The organism is Pseudarthrobacter sp. NKDBFgelt, assembly GCF_046097905.1.
Lineage (GTDB): Bacteria > Actinomycetota > Actinomycetes > Actinomycetales > Micrococcaceae > Arthrobacter > Arthrobacter polychromogenes.
On the sequence record NZ_JBJURL010000007.1, the window covers coordinates 26,522 to 49,410 of the forward strand.

Genomic DNA, 22,889 nt, shown 5'->3' on the forward strand with positions numbered 1-22,889 from the left:
TTTTGGGGTGACCCCGCCTTTCATGACGAACCGTGAAAGGTCAGTCCTGGAAGTACTCCACCTTCGCGCCGATGGCGTTCAGCCGCTCCGCCAGGTCCTCGTAGCCGCGCTCAATGACGTAGATGTTCCGCAGCTCTGATACTCCCCGCGCGGCAAGCATCGCCAGCAGCAGGCAGGCTGCCGGGCGAAGTGCAGGCGGGCAGCCCACCTCGGCCGCACGCCATTTTGTGGGTCCGTTGACATAGATCCGGTGCGGATCCAGCAGCTGCACCTGGGCGCCCAGCCGGTTGAGTTCCGTAAGGTAGATCGCCCGGTTTTCGTAGACCCAGTCGTGGATCATGGTCTGTCCCTGGGCATTCGCGGCAATGACGGCGAAGAAGGGCAGGTTGTCTATGTTGAGCCCGGGGAACGGCATGGGATGGATCTTGTCCTCCGGAGCGTGCAGCTCCGAAGGCTTGGTGGTGACGTCCACCAGGCGCGTCCGGCCGTTCCGGGCCATGTACTCCCCGGAGATCTCCAGCTGCTGGCCCATCTGGCCCAGCGTTGCCAGCTCAATTTCCATGAACTCGATGGGCACGCGCCGGATGGTCACCTCGGAGTTGGTGACAATGCCCGCGGTGATCAGGCTCATCGCCTCGATGGGGTCCTCCGACGGGAAGTACTCGATGTCGGCGTCGATGGACAGGCGCCCCGTGATCTTCAGGGTGGTGGTGCCTACGCCCTCGATCTCCACGCCCAGCATCTGCAGGTAGAAGCAAAGATCCTGCACCATGTAGTTGGGGCTGGCGTTCCGGATCACGGTTGTGCCCTCGCGGTGGGCGGCTGCCATGATGGCGTTCTCGGTGACAGTATCGCCCCGTTCGGTGAGGACGAACGAGCGGTCCCGGGTGTCCGCGGGCGGGGCCTGGACGCTGTAGAAACCTGCGGTGGCCTCCACCGAGAGTCCGAACTGGCGGAGTGCCTGCATATGCGGTTCAACCGTACGGGTCCCGAGGTCGCAGCCGCCGGCATAGGGGAGCCGGTATTTTGCCGATTCGTCCAGCAGGGGTCCCAGAAGCATGATGACGCTCCGCGTGCGGCGTGCGGCGTCAACGTCCATGGCGTCCAGGTCCAGCACAGCCGGACGCCGAAGCTGCAGGTCGGTGTCGTTAAGCCAGGTGCACTCCACGCCGATGCTGGTCAGGACCTCAACAATCCGGTTTACCTCTTCGATGCGCGCCAGGCGGCGAAGGATAGTAGTCCCCCGGTTGATCAGGCTGGCACAGAGCAGTGCCACTCCGGCGTTCTTGCTGCTGTTGACGTCCACAGAACCTGAAAGGGTATGTCCGCCCTCAACCCGCAGGTGCGTCATCTGCGGCTTGCCCACGTTCACGATGCTCCTGCCAAAGATCGCTTCAAGGCGCTGGATCATTCTGAGGCTCAGGTTTTGCTTGCCCTGCTCCATCCGGGCAACGGCGCTTTGGCTCGTACCCAGCTCGGACGCCAGCTGGCCCTGGGTCCAGCCCTTCTCACTGCGGGCGTCCCTCAACATGGCGGCAACGTGTTCGGCGGTTTCCTGCGTCATAGTCAAGTTTATATCACAGATGAGCTATTGGGCGGGACATGGACTCCCCATTGGGCCGTCATAACGATTCGTTACCCGTCCCATGCGATATAACCGGGGAATCGAGGCACCTTGACCTCTCCGTGCCAACGGCGGGACACTGGATGGGGACCTCTTCGTCCAGCGGCAACGGAGGCAGCATGCGCCGCACACCAGCCAGCAAGGCGCCGCCAAGCACCACCAAGCGGGGCAGGGCGCCGTCACACCGGGTACTGCACGCCGGAAACCCACGGGCCGTGCCGGCAATGTTTGGCCTGCTTCTTGCCGCGCTGCTCCTGGTCACCGGCGCCCCCGCCTACGCCGTTCCCTCACCCGGGGAGGGGCAGCAGTCATTTCTGGGTAACGACATCTCGTGGCCGCAGTGCAACGGAGATTTTCCCTCGGAACAGGCGTTTGCCATTGTGGGCGTCAACAATGGCCTGGCCAACACCACGAACCCCTGCCTGTCCGAGCAGCTCAGGTGGGCCGAAGATTCCGCCGGCCACCCCGGCCAGCCCACAGTCTCCCTGTACGTCAACACCGCCAATCCCGGCGCCGCCGGCTCCTGATGGCCGGAAAACGACGAGTACCCGCCCGGCAAGGATGTCCACAACCCTTACGGCCCCTGCAAGGCCGGGGACTACGGCAAGGCCTGCGCCTATATGTACGGCTTCGCCAAGGCCTACGACGACGCGTACTTCCGCGGGATCAGCAACCCGTCCTCATATTTCTGGTGGCTGGACGTTGAAACGGAGAACAGCTGGTCCCGCACCGACAAGGATGCCAACCGGACCGTCCTCGAAGGCATGACTGACTTCTTCCACAGCATCGGAGCCGAGGTGGGGATCTACTCGACCGGCCAGCAGTGGGACCGGATTGTCGGAACAGTCAGCAGCTCGAGCAACCTCTATTCGCTTGCCAGCTGGCTGGCCGGGTCCCTCAACGCCTCCGGCGCGGCGAGCGCCTGCTCCAGCGAGCCGCTGACCGGCGGCGGCAGGGTGGTGCTGGCCCAGTTCGTGTCCAGGGGTTTCGACTACAACTATGCCTGCCCCTAGGCCGGCCCAGGTATCAGCTTCCCAGCCACACCATGTTCCATGTCCCAAGGGACACTGCTGCAACCACCGCTGTTCCCGCCATCACTACGCCCCCGGCAAGCACCCAGGCATCCAGCGCGCTGAAGGTGGATTCGCGCGCCCACGTCCGGAGTCCGCCGCCGAAACCACGCGCCTCCATGGTCACTGCCAGCCGTGACGCCCGGCGGATTGCCTGCACCAGGAGCCCGAAGCTCTGCCCCAGCGTCGCCTTCAACCGCTGAACGGCACTGCCGCGCGAACCCACGCCCCGGGCCCGGCGCGCCATGCCGATGGTCTGCCACTCTTCCGCCATCAGGCCCACCAGCCTCATGGCGGCAAGGGTCCCCAGCACAAAGCGGTGCGGCAGGCGGGCCTTCTGCGCCAGGGCATCGGCCAGGTCCGTGGGGTCGGTGCAGCTCATCAGCAGCACCGCCGGAAGGGCGATGGCCAGCCCGCGCAGCATGAAGCCGATCCCCAGTTCCAGCGAGCCTTCGCTCATGGTCCAGATGCCGACGTCGATCAGCGTCCTTCCGCTGTCCGGAGCCAGGATTGAGGTACTCCAGCCCCCCACCGCCGCCGCGAGGATCAGCGGCCAGCCGCGCTGCCACAGCAGCGTCAGCGTCAGGCCTGCGAGCGGGAACAGCAGGAATTCGAAGGCCAGCGCCACTGACGCGGAAACCCAGTCGATCGAAAGCGCCAGCACTGCCGTGATGAGGAAGACGGCGGCGAACTTGCTCAGGGGATTGGCGCGGGTCAGCAGGGCCTGGTTGCCCCGCAGGTTCAGTTCCTGCCTCATGGCGCCACCGGTTCGGCGGCAGCCATCCGCAGCTCGGTTCCACCCAGCGCGGCGGTGAACTCGGCGTCGTGCGTCACGGACACCAAGGCGGTGCCGCCATCCAGGAGCTCGGACAGGAACGAGGCCAGCTCCGCCCAGGTGTTGGCGTCCTGGCCGAACGTCGGCTCGTCCAGCACGAGCACGCGGGGATGTGCCGCCAGGACCGTGGCCACGGAGAGGCGCCGCTTCTCGCCGCCGGACAGCGTATAGGGGTTCGCGTCCACGAGGTGGGTCAGCCGCAACCGCTCCAGCAGCTCGTCCACGCGCTCCTCACCGTGCCCCAGGTGCCGCGGACCGAACAGGAGTTCGTCCAGCACCTTCCCGGTGACGAACTGGTGCTCAGGCTCCTGGAACACGGTGCCGATCCGCTCGATGAGCTGCTCGGCTTTCCACTTATAAGGGTCTATCCCGGCGCCGCGGCTGAGGTCCAGGGTGGCCGACACCTTTCCAGCCACCGGCTCCAGGAGTCCCGCGAGGGTCAGCGCAAACGTTGACTTGCCCGCCCCGTTGGGGCCCGTGATGGCCAGCGCCTGCCCTGCCCGGACCTGCGCGGAAATATCGTGTTGGACGGGCACCGTGGGGACCTTCCGAAAGCCGCTGCGGCGCGGACGTTCCCGGGAAACCGCAAGGTGTTCGGCCGCCAGCAGGAGATCGCCGGAGCCTGCAGCCGGGTTGCCCGACCTTGCACGTGTCTCAGGAACATACCCGGGCACCCACACACCGGCCGCCGCCAGCATGGTCCGCGCGTCCGCGAGCACCTGGTCCGGAGGACCGTCAAGCAGCACGGCATCATCGGTGGCGCTGCCCGGCTGCAGCACCACGATCCGGTCCACCAGGTCCTTCCACACGGACACCCGGTGCTCCACCACAACCAGCGTGGCACCGGTTTTGTCCAGGCAGCGGCCCACGGCGTCGCGGACTTCCAGCACACCGGCAGGGTCCAGGTTCGCCGTGGGCTCGTCGAGCAGGATCAGGCCGGGCCGCATGGCGAGGATTCCTGCCAGCGCCAGGCGCTGTTTTTGCCCGCCGGACAGGGCCGACGTCGGGTGGTCCAGCGGCAGGTGGGAAAGTCCGACGTCGTCCAGCGCCTCGTGCACGCGGGCCCAGATGGCGTCGCGGGGCACGGCGAGGTTCTCGGCGCCGAAGGCGACGTCGTCGCCGACGCGGGAGAGGACCACCTGCGTCTCCGGGTCCTGCTGCATCAGCCCGGCCCGGCCGCGCTGCTCACGGGGCACGGCGCCGTCAACCAGCAGCGAGCCCGTCTCGTCGGACTCGCTGGCGTCGCCGCCGTCGTCGTCTATGTCCCCCAGTACCCCGGCCAGGGCATGCAGGAGCGTGGACTTGCCGGCGCCGGAGGGCCCCAGGAGGAGGACCCGCTCCCCCGGGCGGATCTCCAGGTCGAGGCCACGGACGGCCGGCTTGGCGCGCCCCGCATGCCTCCAGCCCCAGCCACTGGCTGTGACGGAGGCCGGACGCACCGCCACGGATTCCTCGTGCCGCGAAGGGGCGCCCATCAGGAGAAGACGGGCTCCGTTGCCGCCTTGCGTGATGCAAAGGAGCTCAGGACCCCGGTCCTGGCCAGGCCGCGGGTGGCAATCCAGGACAGTGCCCCGGCGATGATGGCGCCGGAGATGGCGGTGAAGATGATGTAGGCCAGCTTGTCGCCGGCGGCGTAGGCGATGTTCCAGCCCCACGGCGCGAAGGAGTCGTTCAGGCCGCAGAAAAGGCCGGCGGCGGCGCCGGCAAGCAGTGCCACGGGCAGGTTGAACTTCCGGTACACGAAGATGGCGAAGATGATCTCGGCACCCAGGCCCTGGACGAATCCGGAGAACAGTACGGACGCCCCATACTGGGAGCCCATAAACAGTTCACCCGTGGCGGCCACCGTCTCGCAGAAGAGCGCGGCGCCTGGCTTGCGGATGATGAGCATGCCCAGGACGGCCGGGATCATCCAGCCGCCGGCGATCAGGCCGGTCAGGGGCGGGTAGACGGCGTTCATGGGTCCGGAGACTGCGGCGGCCCCCTGGGACCAGGCCCAGAAAATGACGCCGCCGGCGACGGCGATGAGGGCCGCCACCACGATGTCCACGACGCGCCAGGACTTGCCGGCGGGCTTCTTGACTGCTGTTGTAGCCATGTGGTCCTCCTGAGGAACAGGAGGGGAAAGTGGACGCGGCTACCGGCACTGCTGCCGCTGCGCGCACTTCGAGAACTCGACTCCCTTGCGCCGGTACTAACCGGATCAGGTTCGAGGGTCTGCGGCTGTCCGCACTCTCAGCGCCCACCTGCGGTCCCTGGCATGGCCAGTGATGCCGACGGCGGCGCTCCCCTGTCGTTGAATGATTCTGTTTGGTGAAATATCCGCCCTGTTGGGCGTGGTCCAGTTTACCGCAGGGAGGGGTAGATTGTGGGCCATGACTGCGAATCCACCAGATGTGACCGGGTATGATCCGGATTCCCGCGATGCCCAGCCGGCGGGATCCCTGGAGGCCTTGATCGCGCGGATTGAGGCGGAGGTCCGGGAACTCCAATTTCCCGGTTTCTCCCTGGACGACTCCCTGAACCTGGGGCTGCTCCTGGTGGAGCTGGGCAAGGAGCGCGGGCTTCCCATCGCCATCGACATCACCAAGGGCGAGCAGGTCCTCTTCCACGTTGCCTTGCCGGGGGCAACACCGGACAACGGGCACTGGATCCGGGCCAAGAAGCGGACCGCCGCCCGTTACGAGGTTCCTTCCCTGCTGGTGGGGCTGCGCGCCCGGCTCAGCGGCGGACGTATTGAAGACAATGCCTGGTTCGACCAGGCGCTCTACGCCGCGCACGGCGGTTCCTTCCCCGTGTACGTCACCGGGGTGGGCGCCGTAGCAACCGTCACCGTGTCCGGATTGCCGCAGGTGCAGGACCATGACCTGGTGGTCGAGGCTCTCCGCGATATCCTCCGGCCGGCCGGCGCGGAGTGACGCCCTGAAAGCCTGGGACGAGATGATTTTCATCGGCCCGGACCACCCCTACTATTCCCTGCTGGCGGAACTGGTGTCCGCCGTCGGGAAGTCCTGGCAGCAACGCTACGACCACGGCCGCCGCGGAAGTCCGGACACAAACCCCTACTCGTGGGCCGGCCCGGAAGGCTAGTGACCGGCGCTCAACGCCGGCAGAATACAAAGCCTGCTTAGCAATTATTTAGTAATCATGCTTACTATGTTGTCTCCAGGGTTTGAGGAGTACAGCACATGGCAGCCAGCATCCGCCGGGCAGGCGCCCGAACAGGCCTGCAGAAGGCGGCGCTCGCAACGGGCGCCGTGTTCTGCCTGGCCGGCATCCTGGGATTCATTCCCGGCATCACCTCACACTCTGACGCGCTCCACCTGGCCGGGCACGCCTCAGGAGCGCTGCTGCTCGGGATCTTCCAGGTGTCCGTCCTCCACAACTCCGTGCACCTGCTCTTTGGACTTGCCGGCGTCCTGATGTCTCGCTCGCACCCGCAGGCACGGAACTTCCTCATCTACGGCGGTGTCATCTACCTGGTCCTCTGGCTGTACGGCCTCCTGGTCGGAGACACCACCCCGGCGAACTTCCTCCCCGCAAACGATGCCGACAACTGGCTCCACCTGGTCCTTGGCCTGGCCATGATTGCCCTGGCCATCATGCTCGCCCGTGGACCAGCCCCGGCCGCTGCCGGAGACGGCTCCGGCGCCGTCACCTCCAGCACCGCCACGTCTTCAGCGCCCGGCACCCGCGGCCGTTGACCACCATCTTCCGGCCGGGCCCCCAGCGCAGGGGGCACGGACCCGGCACACGCCAGACCTGAAGGAGCACCATGAAAATCCCAGCAGCACGGGGTCCCGTCAGCACCGCCTTATTCAACGCCCTCAAGGAACTGCCGGGCATGGACGGGGCCGCCCATGAGGCCCTGCACCGGACGGTGGCCGGCCATCTTCCCGAGACCCTGGACATCATTGGCGACGACGACCTCCAGCTGACGCTCTTCTGCCTCTACGAGCTCCACTACTCGGGCCTTGAGGGCGTGCGTGACGAGTGGGAGTGGGCCCCGGAACTGATCCGGGTGCGCCAGCTGCTGGAAAAACCGTTCGAAGCCGCGCTCCGGGAGGCTGCCGCGGCCGCCGCCGGTGACCTGGACCTTCCCGCCGGACCCGGTGTCACCAGCGACGCAGTGGCAGACATCCTGTTCGGCCTGGCTGCACGCGACACCGGCCCCAGCCTCTCCCGGTATGTGGCCCGGAAGGCCAGCCTGGGCCAGCTCAAGGAATTCCTGATCCACAAGTCCATCTACCAGCTGAAGGAAGCCGACCCGCACACCTTCGCCATCCCGCGGCTCTCCGGCAGGCCGAAAGCGGCACTGGTGGAAATCCAGGCGGACGAGTACGGCGGCGGACGGCCCGAGCGGATGCACAGCGCCCTTTTTGCCCGCACCATGCGGGGCCTGGGAATGGAGGACGGGTACGGGGCATACGTGGACGCCGTCCCCGCGGTCTCCCTCGCTGCTGTGAACCTGATGTCCCTGTTCGGCCTGAACCGCCGGCTGCGGGGCGCCATCACGGGGCATCTGGCCATCTATGAGATGACGTCCTCCCAGCCCAACCGCCTGTACGGCAGGGGCTTCCGACGGCATGGATTCGATACGGACGTCACCCACTACTTCGACGAGCATGTGGAGGCCGACGCCGTCCACGAGCAGATTGCCGGCCGGGACCTTGCGGGCGGGCTGGTTGAGGCCGAACCCCACCTGCTGGCGGACGTCCTGTTCGGAGCCACCGCGGTCATGGCCGTGGACGGCAGGCTGTCCGCGCACATCATGCAGTCCTGGGAAAATGGCGGGACCTCGCTGAGGCAGGCCTTGCCTGCTGCGGCCTGAGCACCAGGGCATGAACTCTACTGACGGGCTCCACGCAGGCATCAACAACGACTTCCACCAAATTTCCCAGCGATCCGCAGGAGCAGAGATGAACCAGGAACCCACCGAGAGCTCCATTGTGGTTTGCCCCGACGGGCCCCTTATTGTGCGCGGCGACTTTGAGCTCGTCACGCCGTCCGGCGAACCGGTTCCCCGTGACCGCAAAACCGTGGCGCTGTGCCGGTGCGGCGCCTCAGCCATCAAGCCCTATTGCGACGGCACCCACAAGATGATCAAGTTCCGCACCGAACCCCCGTCAGACTGAACAAGCGACGCGGCACGCTGGGCAAGGGACCCGGCAAACGCCAGATAGGCTAGGAACAGCCCGTTTTCCGCCCGCAAGGAGTACTAAGGAATGAACCTTTTCATCAAGCTGCTCGGCACCGGCGTGAGCCTCGGCGCCGGCTTCGTCGGCACCAAGCTGGTCAACACCATCTGGGAAAAGTCCACCGGGCGTAAGCCGCCTACCGGCAAGGACGAGGACGTCCCCACGAGCCTGCAGTCCGCGCTGACGTTCGCGCTGATCTCGGCCTCTGTCAGCACCATCATCCAGGTCCTGGCCAACCGCGGCACCCAGCGGGCCATCACCCGGTTCGCCAAGAGCCAGGACATCGTCTAGCACGCAGTCCAGCCCCAATAGCCCCGCCCAACCGGGATGTTTTGCACCGCTCCCGGCTCCCGAGCAACCAGCACTCAGCCGTCGCCGGAACCGTCCTCACGGGCGGCTTTGGCGGCGGCTTTTTGCACCACGGCCTCCAGCTCGTCCGAGGTGAGGAGTTCGCGGTGCAGGTGCTTGGTGCGGTAGCCCGCACGCCCCACCATGTGCGCAGAGACCGGTACGGTGAGCAGCTGGAAGATCCAGGCCACCAGCAGCACGGGCCACACCCACCAGGTGCGCATCTGCAGTCCGATGGATGCCAGGAGCAGGAACAGGCCCAGCACCTGGGGTTTGGTGGCGGCATGCATGCGGCTCAGGAGGTCGGGGAACCGCAGCAGGCCGATGGCCGCCCCCAGGGACATGGTGGCCCCAACAATCATGAACACCGCGGACAGCACGTCCACCCAGGCATCCAGGCCAGTGGAATCAGGACTCATTGGGCTGCTCCCTCCGGTCTGCCACAAACCTTGCCACCGTCACGGACCCGATGAAGCCGATGATCGAGATGGCCACCACCAGCATCAGGTTGTTCAGGTGCCGGTTGACGGCCATGTCCACGCACAGGGCCCCACCCAGGATGGCCAGCAGGACATCCGTGGCCAGCACCCGGTCCAGCAGCGACGGGCCGCGGGAAATCCTGATGATGGCGCCGACGGCTGCGAGCGAGAAAATCACGGCGGTCACTGCCAGGACAACCTGCATCATGCGGCCGCCTCCGTTCGCAAAATCTCAAGCTCATCCCTGGTACCCATGATCCTGATCAGCCCCGCTTCGATGGACAGCACCTCGTTCTTCAGGTTTTCGACTTCCTGCGGGGAGCTGATGTTCAGCGCGTGCAGGTAGAGCGTTGATGTTGACCGGTCCACCTCGACCACCAGCGATCCGGGAATCAGTGAAATCACGTGGCCCGTGGCTGTGACCAGGAGGTCCTGGTGGCTGCGCAGGGTCACCGCCACAACGGCATTCTTCACCCTGGGACCCCGCCACACGGCAAGGAACAGGAGCTGCATACTGGCCATCACCACCTTGGCCAGGAACATCAGCGCAAACGGAATGGCATGCAGGATGTTGAAGCGTCCGCTGAGCTCCACCGGCGGAAGGTAGAACAGGCGTGCCACTGCTACTGACAACAGGGCCCCGAACAGGAGGTTGCCCGGGCTGAAGTCCTGCCACAGGGCCCCCCAGACAATGACCAGCCACACCAGGAGCGGAAGCTCCTGGCGCAGCGAAATGCGCCGGCGGCTCATTTCCCTCCCCCTGCGGTAAGGACCAGTGGGACGTCGGTGTCCTCGCCCAGGACTGCCTGGATGTAGGAGGACCTGTCGAGCATGTCGTGCGCGGCCTGGTCAGAGACCATGAACAGCGGCCCCGCGAACACAGTCAGCCCGACGCCCAGGACCACCAGCCCGATGGTGGAGCCCACCATGGTGCGCGGCAGCAGGGTGACGGTGTTCGGTTTGGCTCCCGGCCCGGTGACGCGGGCGGCAGGCGTGGCCAGCAGCACGGGATCCGGGTGTTCGGCGTCGGAAGGCCTGCGCCAGAACGCGCGGTTCCACACCCTGGCTACGGCAAGCAGGGTCAGCAGGCTGGTCAGCACTCCGCCGATCACCAGCACGTATGCCAGCGGTGTTCCCAGTTCAACGCCGGCCTGCATGAGCCCCACCTTCCCCAGGAATCCGGAGAATGGCGGGATCCCGGCCAGGTTCATGGCGGGCACGAAGAAGAGCAGTGCCAGCAGCGGGGACAGCTTGGCGAGGCCGCCCAGCCGGTCCACGGAGGAGCTGCCGCCCCGGCGTTCGATCAGCCCTGTGACCAGGAAGAGGGAGGTCTGGATGGTGATGTGGTGCACCACGTAGAAGACGGCGGCACCGAGCCCCGCCACGGAGGACATGGCCAGGCCGAAAACCATGTAGCCGATGTGGCTCACCAGGGTGAACGAGAGCAGACGTTTAATGTCGCTCTGTGCCAATGCGCCAAGGATTCCCACCACCATGGTCAGTAACGCGGCAACCATCAGCGGGGTGTTCAGTGAGTCCCCGGGGAACAGCAGCGTCTCGGTGCGCACCATGGCGTACACACCCACTTTGGTGAGCAGGCCCGCGAACACGGCAGTGACCGGCGCCGGCGCCGTGGGGTAGGAGTCCGGCAGCCAGAAGGACAGCGGGAAAACGGCGGCCTTGATGCCGAACGCCACCAGGAGCATCACGTGCAGCAGCGTCCTGGTGCCCTGGTCCAGCTCACCGAGCTTAATGGCCAGGTCCGCCATGGTGATGGTTCCGGTGGCGCCGTAGACCATGGCGATCGAGATGAGGAACAGCACCGAGGACACCACGGACACCACCACGTAGGTGACGCCTGCCCGGATGCGGGGTCCGGTGCCGCCCAGCGTCATCAGCACGTAGCTTGCCGTCAGCAGGATCTCGAACCCTACGTAAAGGTTGAAGAGGTCCCCGGAAAGGAACGCATTGGAGACGCCCGCCACCAGGATCAGGTAGGTGGGGTGGAAGATCGAGACGGGCGCATCCTGGTCGCCGTCGGCCATGCCCTGCCCGGTGGCGTACACCAGCACGGCAAGGCTCACCGCCGAGGAGACCACCAGCATCAGCGACGAGAACTGGTCCACCACCAGCACGATGCCCCACGGCGGCAGCCAGCCGCCCAGGGTTACGGCAAACGTGCCGCCGTCCCAGACGGAGGCCAGCAGGAGGCATTCCAGCAGAAGCGTGAGGGAGAGCAGGGCGATACTCACCGCGCGCTGGGCCCGTGAATGGCGGATCAGCATGAAGGTCAGGGCGGCGCCCAGGATGGGAAGTACGACGGCGAGCGGGGCAAGGCTTGCGAGGTTCACTTTCCGCCTCCTTCCGGGCCAGGGGCCACATTGGTGGAGCCGGGTTTTTCTTCGGAGGCTGCCTGCTCGGCCGCCATCTCGCGGCCGCCGGCCAGCAGCGTTGTCCCGGCAGCGCCGTCGTTCGAGGTGGACTCGCCGGGGCCGCCATGGCCCGTGCCGCCGTCGTTGGAGACACTGTGGTTGGAGACGCTGTGGTTGGAAACACTGTGGCCGTCGGTGCCCAGCATGGTGAGCGGGAACTCTGAGGTCTCGGCAGGGACCTCGGAGTCGTCCTCTGCGTCGAAGCTCGGAGTCTCGGCAACGCGGAGGTCTTCTACGTCGTCCTGGATCTCGTCACGGCGTGCCAGCACCCACGTGCGGTAAATGATGCCCAGCATAAAGGAGGTGACGGCAAAGGAAATGACGATGGACGTCAGGATCAGGGCCTGCGGAAGGGGATCGTTGTAATCCCCCGCGGCAGTGTCCTTTGAGTACAAGGGTGCGAGCCCTGAGTATCCGCCGGTGGCCAAAATCAGCAGGTTGGTGGAATTGGCCAGGAGCATCAGCCCCAGCAGGACACGCGTGAGGCTGCGCTCCAGCACCAGGTAGATCCCGCAGGCGTACAGGGCCCCCATCACGATCAGGAGGGTCAGGTTTACGCTCATGGTTGGCCCTTTGCGGTGGTCTCGGAGGCGACGCCTTCTGGCCCCTGCTCCCGTGCGGAAGATGTGGCGGAGTCGTCGCCCGCGAATTCCTGCTCCTCGCCGGGAGTCCGGCCACCCACGGCGGAACGCTGTTCAAAGTGTTCATCGATTTCGGCGCCCAGGCTCCGCAGGACGTCCAGCACCAGGCCCACCACCACGATGTATACGCCGATATCAAAAATGGTGGAGGTGACGAATTTGATGTCGCCGAACACCGGAAGCCACAGCTCGATGATGGCGGTCTGGAACACCTGGCCGCCGAGCAGCAGCGGCACTGCGCCGGAGGCTGCAGCCACGGCCAGCCCTATTCCCAGCAGGGCACCGGCGCTGACCGGGGTGGCCTCGCGGAGCTCAAACCGTCCTCCGGCCAGATACCGGATGGTCAGGGCCAGGCCGGCTGTCAGCCCGCCGGCGAAGCCGCCGCCGGGAAGGTTGTGGCCGGCCAGCAGGAGGTACAGCGAGAACATGATCATGGAGTGGAAGATCAGCCGGGTGACCACCTCGAAAATGATGGACCGGCGCTCGGGGGCCAGGGTCCGGCCGGCCACGATCCACGCATCCCGGGCAGACGCCGCGAACTTCCGGCTGACGGCCAGCGCCGCCGCGTCCCGGCTCCCCGGGTCAACTCCCCGGTGGCGGCCGACGGTTCCTTCCGCAACGGTGGCGGAGTTCAGAATCCTGTCGCCGCGGCCCCGGACGAAGATGAGGCTCGCCACGCCGGTGGCTGCCAGCGCCAGGACGGTGATTTCACCGAAGGTGTCCCAGGCCCGGATGTCCACGAGCGTCACGTTGACGATGTTCAGTCCCCCGCCGCCCTCGTACGCGAGCCGCGGAAACTCCAGGGACACGGGCGTTGCTATCCGCGCCCCCATGGCGTAAATCGCGGCGAATACCATGGTGACGCCGAAGCCCAGGCCGATGATCACGCGCACCACCCGGTATTTGCCGCCGGTCCGGTCGCGGAGCTCGGGCGGCAGGCTGCGCATCGCCAGCACGAAAGCCACCAGGATGATGGTTTCCACCAGCATCTGGGTCAGCGCCAGGTCCGGGGCGCCCTGGAGCGCGAACATCAGGGCGATGCCGTAACCGGTGACGGAAACCATCAGGACAGCCAGGAACCGCTTGTTGGCCTTGACGGCTGCCAGGGCGCCGATCACGATGCCCGCACCTACCACGAGCTGGAGCGGGGAGCCGGGGTCAACCAGGTAGATGCCGTCCGGAAGCGGCTTTCCGGTCACCAGGATCACTGACAGTGGCAGGACAAAGGCGACACTGAGGATGACGGCCAGATAGTAGTACAGCGAACCGCGCTGCGTGCGTCCAGTGATCCACACCGCTGCGTCATCCAGCCCGCCGATGGTGTACTGGTACGCCTTGTCCCCGTCCACCCACGGCGGGACCAGGGACTGTGCCCGCGAGACCGCGTCCCGGCCAAAGTACATCGCCAGGCCCAGCGCGAACGTGAGGGCCGTCAGGCCCAGCGCCGGCGTGAAGCCATGCCACAGCGCAAGGTACCCGGCCTGCTCAGCGGCCGTTCCGGCGTCGGGAGCGGTGGAGGCAAACAGTGCGGCGTACGGCTGGATCCATGCATCAACGGGTGCCGGCCACAGCCCGTAGATGATGGTCATAAGGCTGAGGATGGCCGGCGCGGCGAGGAAAGAGGGCCTGATGGCCTTGAAGGGCGTGGGCTCCACGCCGGGCTTGACGGCAAACGCGCCCCACATGAAGCGCGCGCTGTAGGCAAAGGTGAGGATGGATCCCAGGACCAGACCCACCAGGACCACCATGCCCCACGGCCCGGCTGCTTCGTCTCCCGCGTGGTGGACGAAGGACTCCAGCACCGATTCCTTGGCCACGAACCCGGCCAGCGGGGGAACTCCGGCCATGGAAGCAGCGCCAATTGCGGCCACCACTCCGAGCGCACGGGAGGAGCGGAACACGCCGGACAGCTTACGGACGTCGCGCGTTCCTGACTGGTGGTCGATGATGCCCACCACCAGGAACAGGGTGGCCTTGAACAGCCCGTGGGCCAGGAGCATTGCGAGCCCTGCAAGCGCCGCGTCCGGCGTGCCCAGGCCCACCACCATGGTGAGGAAGCCCAGCTGGCTGACGGTGCCGTAGGCGAGGATGAGCTTGATGTCGGTCTGGCGCAGCGCCCGGTAGCCGCCCACCAGCATGGTGGACAGGCCCAAGCCCAGCACCACCGGCTGCCAGTACGCCGTTTCGGAGAACCCGGGCGCCAGCCTGGCAACCAGGTAGATTCCTGCCTTCACCATCGCGGCGGCGTGCAGGTAGGCGCTGACCGGCGTGGGTGCGGCCATGGCGCCGGGGAGCCAGAAGTGGAAGGGGACCAGGGCGGACTTGGTAATGGCGCCCACCAGGATCAGTACGACGGCGGCGCTCACCATGGCGCCGGAGGCTCCGCTGGTGAGGGCGGGCGCCTGATCCAGGATGCTTGAAATGCGGTAGGTGCCGGCCGTGTGGCCCAGCATGATGAGTCCCACCAGCATGGCCAGCCCGCCGGCAGTGGTGACCATGAGTGCCTGCAAGGCGGACCGCCGCGCAGCCAGCCTGGTGCGGGCGAATCCGATCAGGAGGTAGGACAGGATGGTGGTCAGTTCCCAGAAAATGAACAGCAGCAGCAGGTCATCCGCCGCAACCAGGCCGAACATGGCGCCGGCAAAGGCCAGCAGCTGCGCACCGAAGGCACCGAGGTCCTGGTCTTTTTTCTTGAAGTACCTGGCGCAATAAACCAGCACGAGCGACCCGACGCCCAGCACCAGCAGGGACATGACCCAGGCCAGCGCGTCCATGCGGAAGGCAAGTTCGAGCTGGAGCCCGGGAATCCAGGGGACCGTTTCGCTGATGGACCCCGTTCCGGCGTAGACCGGACCGTGCTGCAGCAGCAGCCAAATGAAGGATGCGGCAGGAACAGCTGCGAGTGCGTAGAACGCGTTGCGGCCCCAGGCCCGGAAGAGGAACGGAGCCAGCACAGCCACCGAAAAGTTCACGGCAAGGACTGTTATCACTGGTATCTCCGCAACGTCAGGGATTCGATTGTCAAAGTTGGAGCAGGCGGTTCATTCGTTAGGTCCGGGAGGCTCCAGTTTATCAAGGCCCCGGCACCCGCCCCGCCCCGCAGGATGCCGCGCCCGGCGCGGAGCCCGGTATCCCCGGGGGTTCGCTCCGCCTCCTGTTCGCCACGGGCGGATACGATGCATCCTATGAACAGCGCCAGCGCTCCAGGGGCAACGCAGCCGTCCTCGGAACTTGAGTCCGGGAACCAGCGCACCAGCACAGGCCGCATCCTGGCGTGGGCGTCATGGGATTGGGGATCCGCAGCCTTCAACGCCGTGATGACAACGTTCGTCTTCACCGTCTACCTCACCTCCAACGCTTTCGGCGGCGAAGACCAGGCCTCGGCGGTCCTGGGAGGTGCCCTGGCAGTTGCCGGCCTGGCGATTGCCCTGCTTGCTCCTGTCACCGGCCAGCGCTCCGACGCAGGCGGCCGGCGCAAGCTGTGGCTGGGAGTCAACACGGCCGCCGTCGCCATCCTCACTGCCCTGTGCTTCTTCGTCTTCCCGCGGCCGGAATTCCTGCTGCTCGGAGTATCCCTGATAGCCCTGGGCAACGTGTTCTTCGAGTTCGCGGGTGTCAATTACAACGCCATGCTCGCCCAGATCTCCACGCCGCGGAACATCGGCAAGGTCAGCGGATTCGGCTGGGGAGCGGGTTACCTGGGCGGCATCGTTGCCCTGCTCATAGTCCTCCAACTGTTCGTCCAGCCCAGCTTCGACTGGTTCGGCGCGTCCACCGAGGACAGCCTGAACATCCGGCTGGTGGCTGTTTTCTCGGCCCTCTGGTTCTTCATTTTCGCCCTCCCCGTGCTGTTCGCCGTTCCCGAGCTTCCCCGCGCCGCCCAGGCGAAGCGGCTGGGCCTGCCAGCCAGCTACGGGCTGCTTTTCCGCCGGATCAAGGCCATCTACGCCACCAGCCCCCACACCATCTACTTCCTGCTGGCCAGCGCAGTCTTCCGGGACGGACTGGCCGCCGTCTTTACCTTCGGCGGAATCATCGCTGCGGGAACCTTTGGCTTTGAGCTGTCCGAGGTCATTTTCTTCGCCATCTTCGGCAACGTCGTGGCCGCAGCGGGTGCAGTGCTTGGCGGCCTGCTGGACGACCGGATCGGCCCCAAGAGGGTGATCATCGGTTCGCTGGTGGGCCTCCTGGTTGCGGGCAGCGTCATCCTGGTGCTCGGCAACGGCGACTACACCTTCCTGGGCATGGCCTGGGCCGGCAGCACCACCTTCTGGGTGTTCGGGCTTTTCCTGTGCCTGTTCGTGGGGCCCGCCCAGGCCTCATCACGCGCCTACCTGGCCAGGCTGGCCCCGCACGGCGAGTCCGGCGAACTCTTCGGCCTCTACGCCACCACCGGCCGCGCCGTCAGTTTCCTGGCACCAGCGCTCTTCACCCTCAGCATCACCCTTGCGGCCCCGCTGGTGGCGCCGGGCGAGGCGCAGCGCTGGGGCATCCTGGGCATCATGGTCGTGCTGCTGGCCGGACTGCTCGTCCTGCTGCCCGTCAAGTCGCCGGACCGGGCGCCCATCGCCGTCGTGCCTGCCGCCTGACAGCCCACAGGTTTTACGTGGGGCTCCCCGCTGACCTCTTGACGCACGATGTTATCGATCACATAATTGTGATCGATAACATGAATCCTTTCAATGACGAGGAGCACCATGACACAGGCCCAACATCGTCCCCGCGTGGGAATCATCGGCACGGGCGGCATTGCCCATGCTCATGCGGAAGCCCTGAAGCTGGCGGGCGCGGAGCTCGTGGTGGCGGTGGATATCGACCCCCACAGGGCAACAGAATTTGCGGAAAAGGTGGGTGTCGGCCAGACCGCCCCCACCCTGGCCGCCGCAGCGGAAACCGGACTGGACCTGGTCGCCGTCTGCACGCCGCCGTCGTCGCACGCCCCCGTGGCCCTGGAAGCCATGGCGCTGGGCATGGACGTGGTGTTGGAGAAGCCGCCCGCCCTGTCGCTCCGGCAGCTGCGGGAGCTCCAGGAAGCGGAACGCGCCACGGGCAGGCGGGTGGGCTGCATCTTCCAGCACCGCTTTGGTACGGGCGCCCGCAAGCTGGCGGACCTGCAGGAGTCCGGAGCCCTGGGCAGCCCGCTCACCGGGTTCTGCAACACCCTCTGGTTCCGGGACCAGGCGTACTTTGACGTTCCGTGGCGCGGCCAATGGGACGTTGAGGGCGGCGGACCCACCATGGGGCACGGCATCCACCAGTTCGATCTCCTTCTCCACCTGTGGGGGCCCTGGCAGGAAGTGACGGCATTCGCCGGAAAGCTGGCCCGCCGGACGGAGACAGAGGACGTCTCCACCGCCATCGTGCGGTTCGAATCGGGCGCGCTGACCACCGTCATCAACTCCGTGATCTCGCCCCGGGAAACCTCCCAGCTGCGGTTCGACTACGAGCATGCCACCGTGGAACTGGAACACCTCTACGGCTACGACGACTCGAACTGGCGCTTTACCCCGGCACCCGGCCAGGAGCACCTCGCCGCCGCGTGGACGGACGGCCCGGCCAGCGCACCCAGCGGCCACTCCGCGCAATATGCCCGGATCATCGAAGCCGTCAGCACCGGGACCGTTCCGCCGGTCACGCTCGCTGACGCCTACCCCACCATGGAGCTCGCCGCCGCAATCTACGCATCGGCGATTACCGGCAAAACCGTCCGCCGCGGCGACATCACTGAAGGAAACCCGTTCTTCGACCGTGCCGACGGCCGGCTGGAACCCTGGAAACTGGAAAAGAGCCACGCATGAGCACCGCCCCCGGAACAACTGCCGCCCCAGCCCCCGCCCACCAGCTCGGCTGGACGGACAATGACGCCGCCGTCGAAATCTCGCTGGACGGCGTGCCCGTCCTTACCTACACCTATGCTGCCGATGATCCCCAGGCGGAATCGCCCCGGCCGTACTTCCATCCGGTCCGCACCAGGGGAGGCGACCTGGTGAGCGCCTACCGCCCGCACGACCATGTGTGGCACAAAGGCATCGCCTGGTCCCTGCCGCACCTTGGCCCGGACAACTTCTGGGGCGGCCCCAGCTACCGGCGCGGCCAGGACTACCAGTGGCTGCCCAACAACGGCGCCATGCGGCACCGGGAAACCACAACGGCAACGGACGACGACGGCACGTTCAGTTTTGCGCACAGGCTGCAGTGGATGACCCAGCAGGGCTCGCTCGTGGTCGAGGAGGATCGGTCCTTCCGGGTGGTGCCGGGGGCGGACGCCAGCTACACCCTCGTCTTCGACACCGCCATGACCAACGTTTCCGGCGATGACATCCACATCGGTTCCCCCACCACGGAGGGCCGTGAGAACGCAGGATACGGCGGACTGTTCTGGCGCGGCCCCCGCTCCTTCGCGGGCGGGACCATCATGGGCCCCGGCGGCGCCACCGGCGAGGAGCTCCGCGGCCAGCGGGCCCCCTGGCTTTCCTTCGTGGGGCAGCACGATGAAACCTGCCGCTATTCAACGCTGGTGATGGTTGACGATCCCGGCAGCGTCCACCAGGAGCCGGAGTGGTTCGCCCGGTCCGAGCCGTTTGCCTGCATGGGCCCTGCCCCGTTCTTCAGCAAGGAAGTCCTGTTCGAGGCAGGTGTCACCCTCCGTTTCCGGTACGGCGTTGTGGTTGCGGACGGCGCATCGGAGAAGGACAGGGCGGAAGCACTGGCAACGGCCGCCCGCGGCATCCTGGTGGCTGCCCCGGCGTCCCCGGCAGGGACATGAACGGCCGGCCGGTGGACAGCCGGATGGACCAGCTCCTCCCGGCGCCGGGCTTTCCCGGCGGCACTGCAGTTACCGGGCTTCGGGTGTACGACTGGGAATCCGCCGACGGCTTGTGCGGCGGCTCCCCGCACCTCCACACGGTGTCTTCCGAGGCGTACGTTGTCACGGGCGGCACGGGAGAGGTGCACACCATTTCGATGGGAGGCGTCCAGGAACATGGGCTGGCGGCCGGATCGCTGGTGTGGTTCAGCCCCGGCACCGTCCACCGGCTGGTGAACAGGGGCGGCCTCACGCTCAACGTGATCATGTCCAACGCGGGCCTGCCTGAGGCCGGAGACGCCGTCCTGACGTTTCCACGCCGCATCCTCCAGGACCCGGACCTGTACGCCGCGCACGCCCTGCTGCCCCGGGGTGCGGAGGAAAGCGACGTTGCAGCGGCAGCGCGGAGGCGGCGCGACCTCGCCCTGGAAGGATACGCCGAACTGCATACATCCGTGCTGCGGGACGGCACTCCGGCGCTCCAGGAGTTCCACCGCGCGGCCGCCCGCCTGGTCCGCCCGCGCGTCGGGCATTGGAAGGAACTCTGGGCAGCGAACGTCCAAAGCCAGGTCCTGGCAACGGAGCAGGCACTCCGCGAGCTGGCAGACGGCTCGGCCGCGTCCCTGGCGGGGGCAGCGGTGGCCAGTTCCGAACAGCGCGCGGGTGAGGGGTTCGGCATGTGCGGGCGCCTCACCACGTGGGAGGATTCCAGGCTGTGACGCCGTCCCCCGCCGAAACCCGGCCGCCCGCCCGTGCAGCAACGATCTACGAAGTGGCGCGGTTGGCCGGCGTCTCCCACCAGACTGTCTCCCGGTACATGGCTGACCGCTCCAAGCTGAAGGCCTCCACATCGGAGAAGGTGGAACGGGCCATGGCGGAACTGAACTACTCGCCCAACCTCACCGCCCGATCGCTGCGGACCAAGGCCGCCTACCGGCTCCTGGCGCTGGTGCCCGGATCCTCGCCATACTTTCCGTCCCGGATGCTCAATGGCGCGGCCGCAACCGCCCGGGAAGCCGGATACCACCTGGACGTCGTCGCCCTGGAAGGTGCCGGTCCTGAGCGGACGGAGCGCCTCCGCCGCATCCTGGACGGCGGGCCTTTCGCGGGTGCACTGTCCTTCGTGCCCATTTCCGGGACGGACCTCCTGCAGGCGCAGGAACGCATCCCTGTGGTGGTGGCCGGCGAGTATGACGACAAGATGCGCGGCCAGGGCCGCATTTCGGACGGCTCTGCGGCGCAGGCTATTGTGGAGCACCTTGCCGGCCTCGGCCACCGGCGGATCGCCCATATCGCGGGCCCGCAGGAATGGCCCGCAGCCCGCAACCGCCTGGCCGTTTACCGCAAGGCGGTGCACGACGCCGGGCTTGAAGACGGCGGAGTGGCCGAAGCGGAGTGGAGCGCCGCCTCCGGATACGCCGCCGCGCAAATCCTCCTGGCCAAACCCTCCTTCACTGCCATCTTCGCCGCGAACGACCATCTGGCCATCGGGGCCATCCGTGCCCTGCACGATCATGGCCTCAGGGTTCCCGCCGATATCAGCGTCGTCGGCTGGGACGACCATCCTGAATCCGCGTTCCTGGTCCCGTCCCTGACCACCGTCCACATGGACCTGGAGGCCCAGGGCAGCCGGGCCATGGAGCAGTTGCTCGCAGCGTTGAACCCGGGACGCGCGCCCGCTCCGGAGCCCGGTCCTCCGGGCATGCGTCTGGTCCTGCGGGAATCCTCGGGGCCCGCCCCCAGCCCTGGCCAGGCAGACTAGTCTGGAACCATGAACGTGGACGAAACCAACCTTCCCGGTCTGGGCCGGCGCAAGGATTTCATGACCGCCTCAGGCCGCCGGATCGGCGTGGTGGAGCGGCGCGAGGGCCAGACCGAACTCATTGTCTCGGCCTGGGATGATCCGGACACATGCCAGGCATCCATCCCCCTCACCACCGAAGAAGCAGCCACCCTCGGCAACCTCCTGGGCGGGCAGCACCTGGCCATGAAACTTACAGAGGAGCACAAGGACGTCCCGGGAATCGTTACCCGGCAGTTCTCCATTGCTCCGGACTCCCCCTTCCAGAACCAGCCCATGGGTAAGGCGTGCATCCGCACCCGGTGCGGCGTCTCCATCGTGGCGATCATGCGCGAAGGCGAGGTGCTCCCGTCGCCGGGACCCGACGTCGTCCTCCATACCGGCGACCTGCTGGTGGCAGTGGGTACCCAGGAAGGCCTTGACGCGGCGGCCAATATCCTGCGTCACGGATAGGTCGCCATGGACCCGTTGGCCCTGACCCTCATTGAACTGGGGGCTGTTGTGTTCTGCCTTGGCCTGCTGGCCAGGGTGGCCGGACGGGTCGGAATGTCCCCCATCCCGCTCTACCTCCTGGGCGGACTCGCGTTCGGTGCCGGCGGCATCGTCAAGCTCGACGGCATGAAGGAATTTGCGCACGTCTCCGGTGAGATCGGGGTGATCCTGCTCCTGCTTATGCTCGGGCTGGAATATACCGCGACGGAACTCTTCACCGGACTGCGCCGCTCCTGGCAGGGCGGTGTGCTCGACCTGGTCCTGAACTTCCTGCCCGGTGCTGCCCTGGCCTACGTGCTGGGCTGGGGCGGGGTGGGCGCCATGGTGCTGGGCGGCGTCACCTACATCTCCTCATCGGGGATTGCAGCCAAGGTCATCACAGACCTGGGCCGGATAGGCAACCGGGAAACACCGGTGGTGCTGTCCATCCTGGTGTTCGAGGACCTGGCCATGGCCGTCTACCTTCCCGTGCTGACCACCATCCTGGCCGGCGTCAGCTTCCTCGGCGGTCTCACCAGCGTTGGCATCGCCCTGGCAGTGGTGAGTGTGGTGCTGATGGTGGCGCTGCGGCACGGGCACCACGTGTCCAAGGCCGTCCATAGCGAGAACTCGGAAGTGTTCCTCCTGAACGTGCTGGGCGCCGCGCTGCTGGTGGCCGGGATAGCCTCGGCCATGCAGGTTTCCGCCGCGGTGGGAGCATTCCTGCTCGGCATCGCTATTTCAGGCGCGACGGCGCACAACGCGACCCGCATCCTCGAGCCGCTGCGGGACCTGTTTGCTGCCATCTTCTTTGTGGCGTTTGGGCTTAATACGGATCCCGCATCCATCCCGCCGGTCCTTGGCTGGGCCCTGGTGCTGGCCGTCATCACGGCCGCCACCAAGATGGCGACGGGCATCTGGGCGGCCAAGCGCGCCGGCATTGCGCGGCCCGGCCGCCTGCGCGCCGGAGCCACGCTGATCGCACGCGGTGAATTTTCCATCGTCATTGCGGGGCTGGCAGTTGCTTCCGGGGCGGTCCCCGGGGAACTGGCGGCGCTTGCCACCGCGTATGTCCTACTGATGGCGGTCATAGGTCCGCTGGCGGCCCGGTTTGTGGGGCCTGTCAGGGCCGCCCAGCCGCCCGCTGGCGTGGCCGCCAACGCCTGAGGCCAGCGCCGCCCCTGC

Annotated in this window: 25 protein-coding genes and 1 riboswitch; of the genes, 15 read left to right on the plus strand and 10 right to left on the minus strand. The window is 66.7% G+C overall.

What is annotated here, in order from left to right:
• Positions 1 to 40: 40 nt before the first annotated feature.
• The gene (locus ACKAE7_RS03160) at positions 41 to 1,564 is read right to left on the minus strand and encodes a UDP-N-acetylglucosamine 1-carboxyvinyltransferase (RefSeq protein ID WP_408978493.1); all 1,524 of its coding nucleotides are present in this window, start codon (positions 1,562 to 1,564) and stop codon (positions 41 to 43) included.
• Between the two features lie 179 nt (positions 1,565 to 1,743).
• Here ACKAE7_RS03160 and ACKAE7_RS03165 point away from each other — a divergent pair, with 179 nt between their 5' ends.
• Entirely contained in the window at positions 1,744 to 2,151 is a 408-nt protein-coding gene (locus ACKAE7_RS03165) for a hypothetical protein (protein ID WP_408978494.1), read from the plus strand.
• 93 nt (positions 2,152 to 2,244) lie between these two features.
• Positions 2,245 to 2,637: a hypothetical protein gene (locus ACKAE7_RS03170; RefSeq protein ID WP_408978495.1), complete on the plus strand. Its 393-nt coding sequence runs from the start codon at positions 2,245 to 2,247 to the stop codon at positions 2,635 to 2,637.
• Between the two features lie 13 nt (positions 2,638 to 2,650).
• Here ACKAE7_RS03170 and ACKAE7_RS03175 read toward each other — a convergent pair whose 3' ends face one another.
• From ACKAE7_RS03175 to ACKAE7_RS03185, 3 genes are read right to left on the minus strand one after another with little or no spacing between them, the layout of a single operon-like run.
• Positions 2,651 to 3,451 carry an energy-coupling factor transporter transmembrane component T family protein gene (locus ACKAE7_RS03175; RefSeq protein ID WP_408978496.1) on the minus strand — a complete coding sequence of 267 codons (801 nt, stop codon included), beginning with the start codon at positions 3,449 to 3,451 and terminating at the stop codon, positions 2,651 to 2,653.
• The gene (locus ACKAE7_RS03180) at positions 3,448 to 5,004 is read right to left on the minus strand and encodes an ABC transporter ATP-binding protein (protein WP_408978497.1); all 1,557 of its coding nucleotides are present in this window, start codon (positions 5,002 to 5,004) and stop codon (positions 3,448 to 3,450) included. Before ACKAE7_RS03180 ends, ACKAE7_RS03175 begins: the two co-directional genes overlap by 4 nt.
• Entirely contained in the window at positions 5,004 to 5,627 is a 624-nt protein-coding gene (locus ACKAE7_RS03185) for an ECF transporter S component (RefSeq protein ID WP_188812024.1), read from the minus strand. Before ACKAE7_RS03185 ends, ACKAE7_RS03180 begins: the two co-directional genes overlap by 1 nt.
• A gap of 64 nt (positions 5,628 to 5,691) precedes the next feature.
• A riboswitch (TPP riboswitch) is annotated at positions 5,692 to 5,831 on the minus strand.
• Between the two features lie 73 nt (positions 5,832 to 5,904).
• Here ACKAE7_RS03185 and ACKAE7_RS03190 point away from each other — a divergent pair.
• The 6 genes from ACKAE7_RS03190 to ACKAE7_RS03215 all read left to right on the plus strand — a co-directional run bounded on the left by ACKAE7_RS03190 (position 5,905) and on the right by ACKAE7_RS03215 (position 9,018).
• A complete protein-coding gene (locus ACKAE7_RS03190; protein ID WP_191036232.1) occupies positions 5,905 to 6,447 on the plus strand; it encodes a heme-degrading domain-containing protein in 543 nt (180 codons plus the stop codon).
• Positions 6,448 to 6,469: 22 nt separating this feature from the next.
• Positions 6,470 to 6,619: a hypothetical protein gene (locus ACKAE7_RS03195; RefSeq protein ID WP_190614469.1), complete on the plus strand. Its 150-nt coding sequence runs from the start codon at positions 6,470 to 6,472 to the stop codon at positions 6,617 to 6,619.
• A 98-nt stretch (positions 6,620 to 6,717) separates the two neighbouring features.
• Positions 6,718 to 7,233, plus strand: a complete 516-nt coding sequence (locus ACKAE7_RS03200) for a DUF4383 domain-containing protein (RefSeq protein ID WP_408978498.1) — start codon at positions 6,718 to 6,720, stop codon at positions 7,231 to 7,233.
• Positions 7,234 to 7,304: 71 nt separating this feature from the next.
• Positions 7,305 to 8,360 carry an iron-containing redox enzyme family protein gene (locus ACKAE7_RS03205; RefSeq protein WP_408978499.1) on the plus strand — a complete coding sequence of 352 codons (1,056 nt, stop codon included), beginning with the start codon at positions 7,305 to 7,307 and terminating at the stop codon, positions 8,358 to 8,360.
• Positions 8,361 to 8,370: 10 nt separating this feature from the next.
• On the plus strand, positions 8,371 to 8,664 hold the full coding sequence (locus ACKAE7_RS03210) for a CDGSH iron-sulfur domain-containing protein (protein ID WP_229666471.1): 294 nt from the start codon (positions 8,371 to 8,373) through the stop codon (positions 8,662 to 8,664).
• 90 nt (positions 8,665 to 8,754) lie between these two features.
• Positions 8,755 to 9,018 (plus strand): DUF4235 domain-containing protein, encoded by a 264-nt coding sequence (locus ACKAE7_RS03215; protein ID WP_066279890.1) that lies wholly within the window; start codon positions 8,755 to 8,757, stop codon positions 9,016 to 9,018.
• 74 nt (positions 9,019 to 9,092) lie between these two features.
• Here ACKAE7_RS03215 and mnhG read toward each other — a convergent pair whose 3' ends face one another.
• The 6 genes from mnhG to ACKAE7_RS03245 are packed head-to-tail and all read right to left on the minus strand — an operon-like array spanning position 9,093 to position 15,617.
• On the minus strand, positions 9,093 to 9,494 hold the full coding sequence (mnhG, locus tag ACKAE7_RS03220; RefSeq protein WP_104188514.1) for a monovalent cation/H(+) antiporter subunit G: 402 nt from the start codon (positions 9,492 to 9,494) through the stop codon (positions 9,093 to 9,095).
• Positions 9,484 to 9,762, minus strand: coding sequence for a monovalent cation/H+ antiporter complex subunit F (locus ACKAE7_RS03225; RefSeq protein WP_104188512.1), 279 nt, complete (start codon positions 9,760 to 9,762; stop codon positions 9,484 to 9,486). Before ACKAE7_RS03225 ends, mnhG begins: the two co-directional genes overlap by 11 nt.
• Positions 9,759 to 10,304: a Na+/H+ antiporter subunit E gene (locus ACKAE7_RS03230; RefSeq protein WP_188812008.1), complete on the minus strand. Its 546-nt coding sequence runs from the start codon at positions 10,302 to 10,304 to the stop codon at positions 9,759 to 9,761. The genes ACKAE7_RS03225 and ACKAE7_RS03230 overlap by 4 nt, the downstream gene beginning before the upstream one ends.
• Positions 10,301 to 11,905 (minus strand): Na+/H+ antiporter subunit D, encoded by a 1,605-nt coding sequence (locus tag ACKAE7_RS03235; protein ID WP_104188508.1) that lies wholly within the window; start codon positions 11,903 to 11,905, stop codon positions 10,301 to 10,303. The genes ACKAE7_RS03230 and ACKAE7_RS03235 overlap by 4 nt, the downstream gene beginning before the upstream one ends.
• Positions 11,902 to 12,549 (minus strand): Na(+)/H(+) antiporter subunit C, encoded by a 648-nt coding sequence (locus tag ACKAE7_RS03240; RefSeq protein WP_408978500.1) that lies wholly within the window; start codon positions 12,547 to 12,549, stop codon positions 11,902 to 11,904. The genes ACKAE7_RS03235 and ACKAE7_RS03240 overlap by 4 nt, the downstream gene beginning before the upstream one ends.
• Positions 12,546 to 15,617, minus strand: coding sequence for a Na+/H+ antiporter subunit A (locus ACKAE7_RS03245; RefSeq protein WP_408978501.1), 3,072 nt, complete (start codon positions 15,615 to 15,617; stop codon positions 12,546 to 12,548). The genes ACKAE7_RS03240 and ACKAE7_RS03245 overlap by 4 nt, the downstream gene beginning before the upstream one ends.
• A 195-nt stretch (positions 15,618 to 15,812) precedes the next feature.
• On the opposite strand from ACKAE7_RS03245, the gene ACKAE7_RS03250 reads away from it, so the two are divergent.
• The 7 genes from ACKAE7_RS03250 to ACKAE7_RS03280 all read left to right on the plus strand — a co-directional run bounded on the left by ACKAE7_RS03250 (position 15,813) and on the right by ACKAE7_RS03280 (position 22,871).
• Positions 15,813 to 17,216, plus strand: coding sequence for an MFS transporter (locus ACKAE7_RS03250; protein ID WP_408978502.1), 1,404 nt, complete (start codon positions 15,813 to 15,815; stop codon positions 17,214 to 17,216).
• A 108-nt stretch (positions 17,217 to 17,324) separates the two neighbouring features.
• Entirely contained in the window at positions 17,325 to 18,425 is a 1,101-nt protein-coding gene (locus tag ACKAE7_RS03255) for a Gfo/Idh/MocA family protein (RefSeq protein ID WP_408978503.1), read from the plus strand.
• Complete coding sequence (locus tag ACKAE7_RS03260; RefSeq protein WP_408978504.1) at positions 18,422 to 19,393, plus strand: PmoA family protein; 972 nt, start codon at positions 18,422 to 18,424, stop codon at positions 19,391 to 19,393. Before ACKAE7_RS03255 ends, ACKAE7_RS03260 begins: the two co-directional genes overlap by 4 nt.
• Positions 19,394 to 19,416: 23 nt before the next feature.
• Positions 19,417 to 20,151: a cupin domain-containing protein gene (locus ACKAE7_RS03265; RefSeq protein ID WP_408978505.1), complete on the plus strand. Its 735-nt coding sequence runs from the start codon at positions 19,417 to 19,419 to the stop codon at positions 20,149 to 20,151.
• Positions 20,148 to 21,194 carry a LacI family DNA-binding transcriptional regulator gene (locus ACKAE7_RS03270; RefSeq protein ID WP_190614487.1) on the plus strand — a complete coding sequence of 349 codons (1,047 nt, stop codon included), beginning with the start codon at positions 20,148 to 20,150 and terminating at the stop codon, positions 21,192 to 21,194. Before ACKAE7_RS03265 ends, ACKAE7_RS03270 begins: the two co-directional genes overlap by 4 nt.
• A gap of 9 nt (positions 21,195 to 21,203) precedes the next feature.
• A complete protein-coding gene (locus tag ACKAE7_RS03275; protein WP_188811991.1) occupies positions 21,204 to 21,686 on the plus strand; it encodes a cation:proton antiporter regulatory subunit in 483 nt (160 codons plus the stop codon).
• A 6-nt stretch (positions 21,687 to 21,692) separates the two neighbouring features.
• Complete coding sequence (locus ACKAE7_RS03280; protein WP_188811989.1) at positions 21,693 to 22,871, plus strand: cation:proton antiporter; 1,179 nt, start codon at positions 21,693 to 21,695, stop codon at positions 22,869 to 22,871.
• Positions 22,872 to 22,889: the final 18 nt, after the last annotated feature.

Coding starts and splice junctions, on each gene's coding strand:
- ACKAE7_RS03160 (WP_408978493.1), bottom strand. CDS start 1,564: ATGACGCAGGAAACCGCCGAACACGTTGCCGCCATGTTGAGGGACGCC.
- ACKAE7_RS03165 (WP_408978494.1), top strand. CDS start 1,744: ATGCGCCGCACACCAGCCAGCAAGGCGCCGCCAAGCACCACCAAGCGG.
- ACKAE7_RS03170 (WP_408978495.1), top strand. CDS start 2,245: ATGTACGGCTTCGCCAAGGCCTACGACGACGCGTACTTCCGCGGGATC.
- ACKAE7_RS03175 (WP_408978496.1), bottom strand. CDS start 3,451: ATGAGGCAGGAACTGAACCTGCGGGGCAACCAGGCCCTGCTGACCCGC.
- ACKAE7_RS03180 (WP_408978497.1), bottom strand. CDS start 5,004: ATGGGCGCCCCTTCGCGGCACGAGGAATCCGTGGCGGTGCGTCCGGCC.
- ACKAE7_RS03185 (WP_188812024.1), bottom strand. CDS start 5,627: ATGGCTACAACAGCAGTCAAGAAGCCCGCCGGCAAGTCCTGGCGCGTC.
- ACKAE7_RS03190 (WP_191036232.1), top strand. CDS start 5,905: ATGACTGCGAATCCACCAGATGTGACCGGGTATGATCCGGATTCCCGC.
- ACKAE7_RS03195 (WP_190614469.1), top strand. CDS start 6,470: ATGATTTTCATCGGCCCGGACCACCCCTACTATTCCCTGCTGGCGGAA.
- ACKAE7_RS03200 (WP_408978498.1), top strand. CDS start 6,718: ATGGCAGCCAGCATCCGCCGGGCAGGCGCCCGAACAGGCCTGCAGAAG.
- ACKAE7_RS03205 (WP_408978499.1), top strand. CDS start 7,305: ATGAAAATCCCAGCAGCACGGGGTCCCGTCAGCACCGCCTTATTCAAC.
- ACKAE7_RS03210 (WP_229666471.1), top strand. CDS start 8,371: ATGAACTCTACTGACGGGCTCCACGCAGGCATCAACAACGACTTCCAC.
- ACKAE7_RS03215 (WP_066279890.1), top strand. CDS start 8,755: ATGAACCTTTTCATCAAGCTGCTCGGCACCGGCGTGAGCCTCGGCGCC.
- mnhG (WP_104188514.1), bottom strand. CDS start 9,494: ATGAGTCCTGATTCCACTGGCCTGGATGCCTGGGTGGACGTGCTGTCC.
- ACKAE7_RS03225 (WP_104188512.1), bottom strand. CDS start 9,762: ATGATGCAGGTTGTCCTGGCAGTGACCGCCGTGATTTTCTCGCTCGCA.
- ACKAE7_RS03230 (WP_188812008.1), bottom strand. CDS start 10,304: ATGAGCCGCCGGCGCATTTCGCTGCGCCAGGAGCTTCCGCTCCTGGTG.
- ACKAE7_RS03240 (WP_408978500.1), bottom strand. CDS start 12,549: ATGAGCGTAAACCTGACCCTCCTGATCGTGATGGGGGCCCTGTACGCC.
- ACKAE7_RS03250 (WP_408978502.1), top strand. CDS start 15,813: ATGAACAGCGCCAGCGCTCCAGGGGCAACGCAGCCGTCCTCGGAACTT.
- ACKAE7_RS03255 (WP_408978503.1), top strand. CDS start 17,325: ATGACACAGGCCCAACATCGTCCCCGCGTGGGAATCATCGGCACGGGC.
- ACKAE7_RS03260 (WP_408978504.1), top strand. CDS start 18,422: ATGAGCACCGCCCCCGGAACAACTGCCGCCCCAGCCCCCGCCCACCAG.
- ACKAE7_RS03265 (WP_408978505.1), top strand. CDS start 19,417: ATGGACCAGCTCCTCCCGGCGCCGGGCTTTCCCGGCGGCACTGCAGTT.
- ACKAE7_RS03275 (WP_188811991.1), top strand. CDS start 21,204: ATGAACGTGGACGAAACCAACCTTCCCGGTCTGGGCCGGCGCAAGGAT.
- ACKAE7_RS03280 (WP_188811989.1), top strand. CDS start 21,693: ATGGACCCGTTGGCCCTGACCCTCATTGAACTGGGGGCTGTTGTGTTC.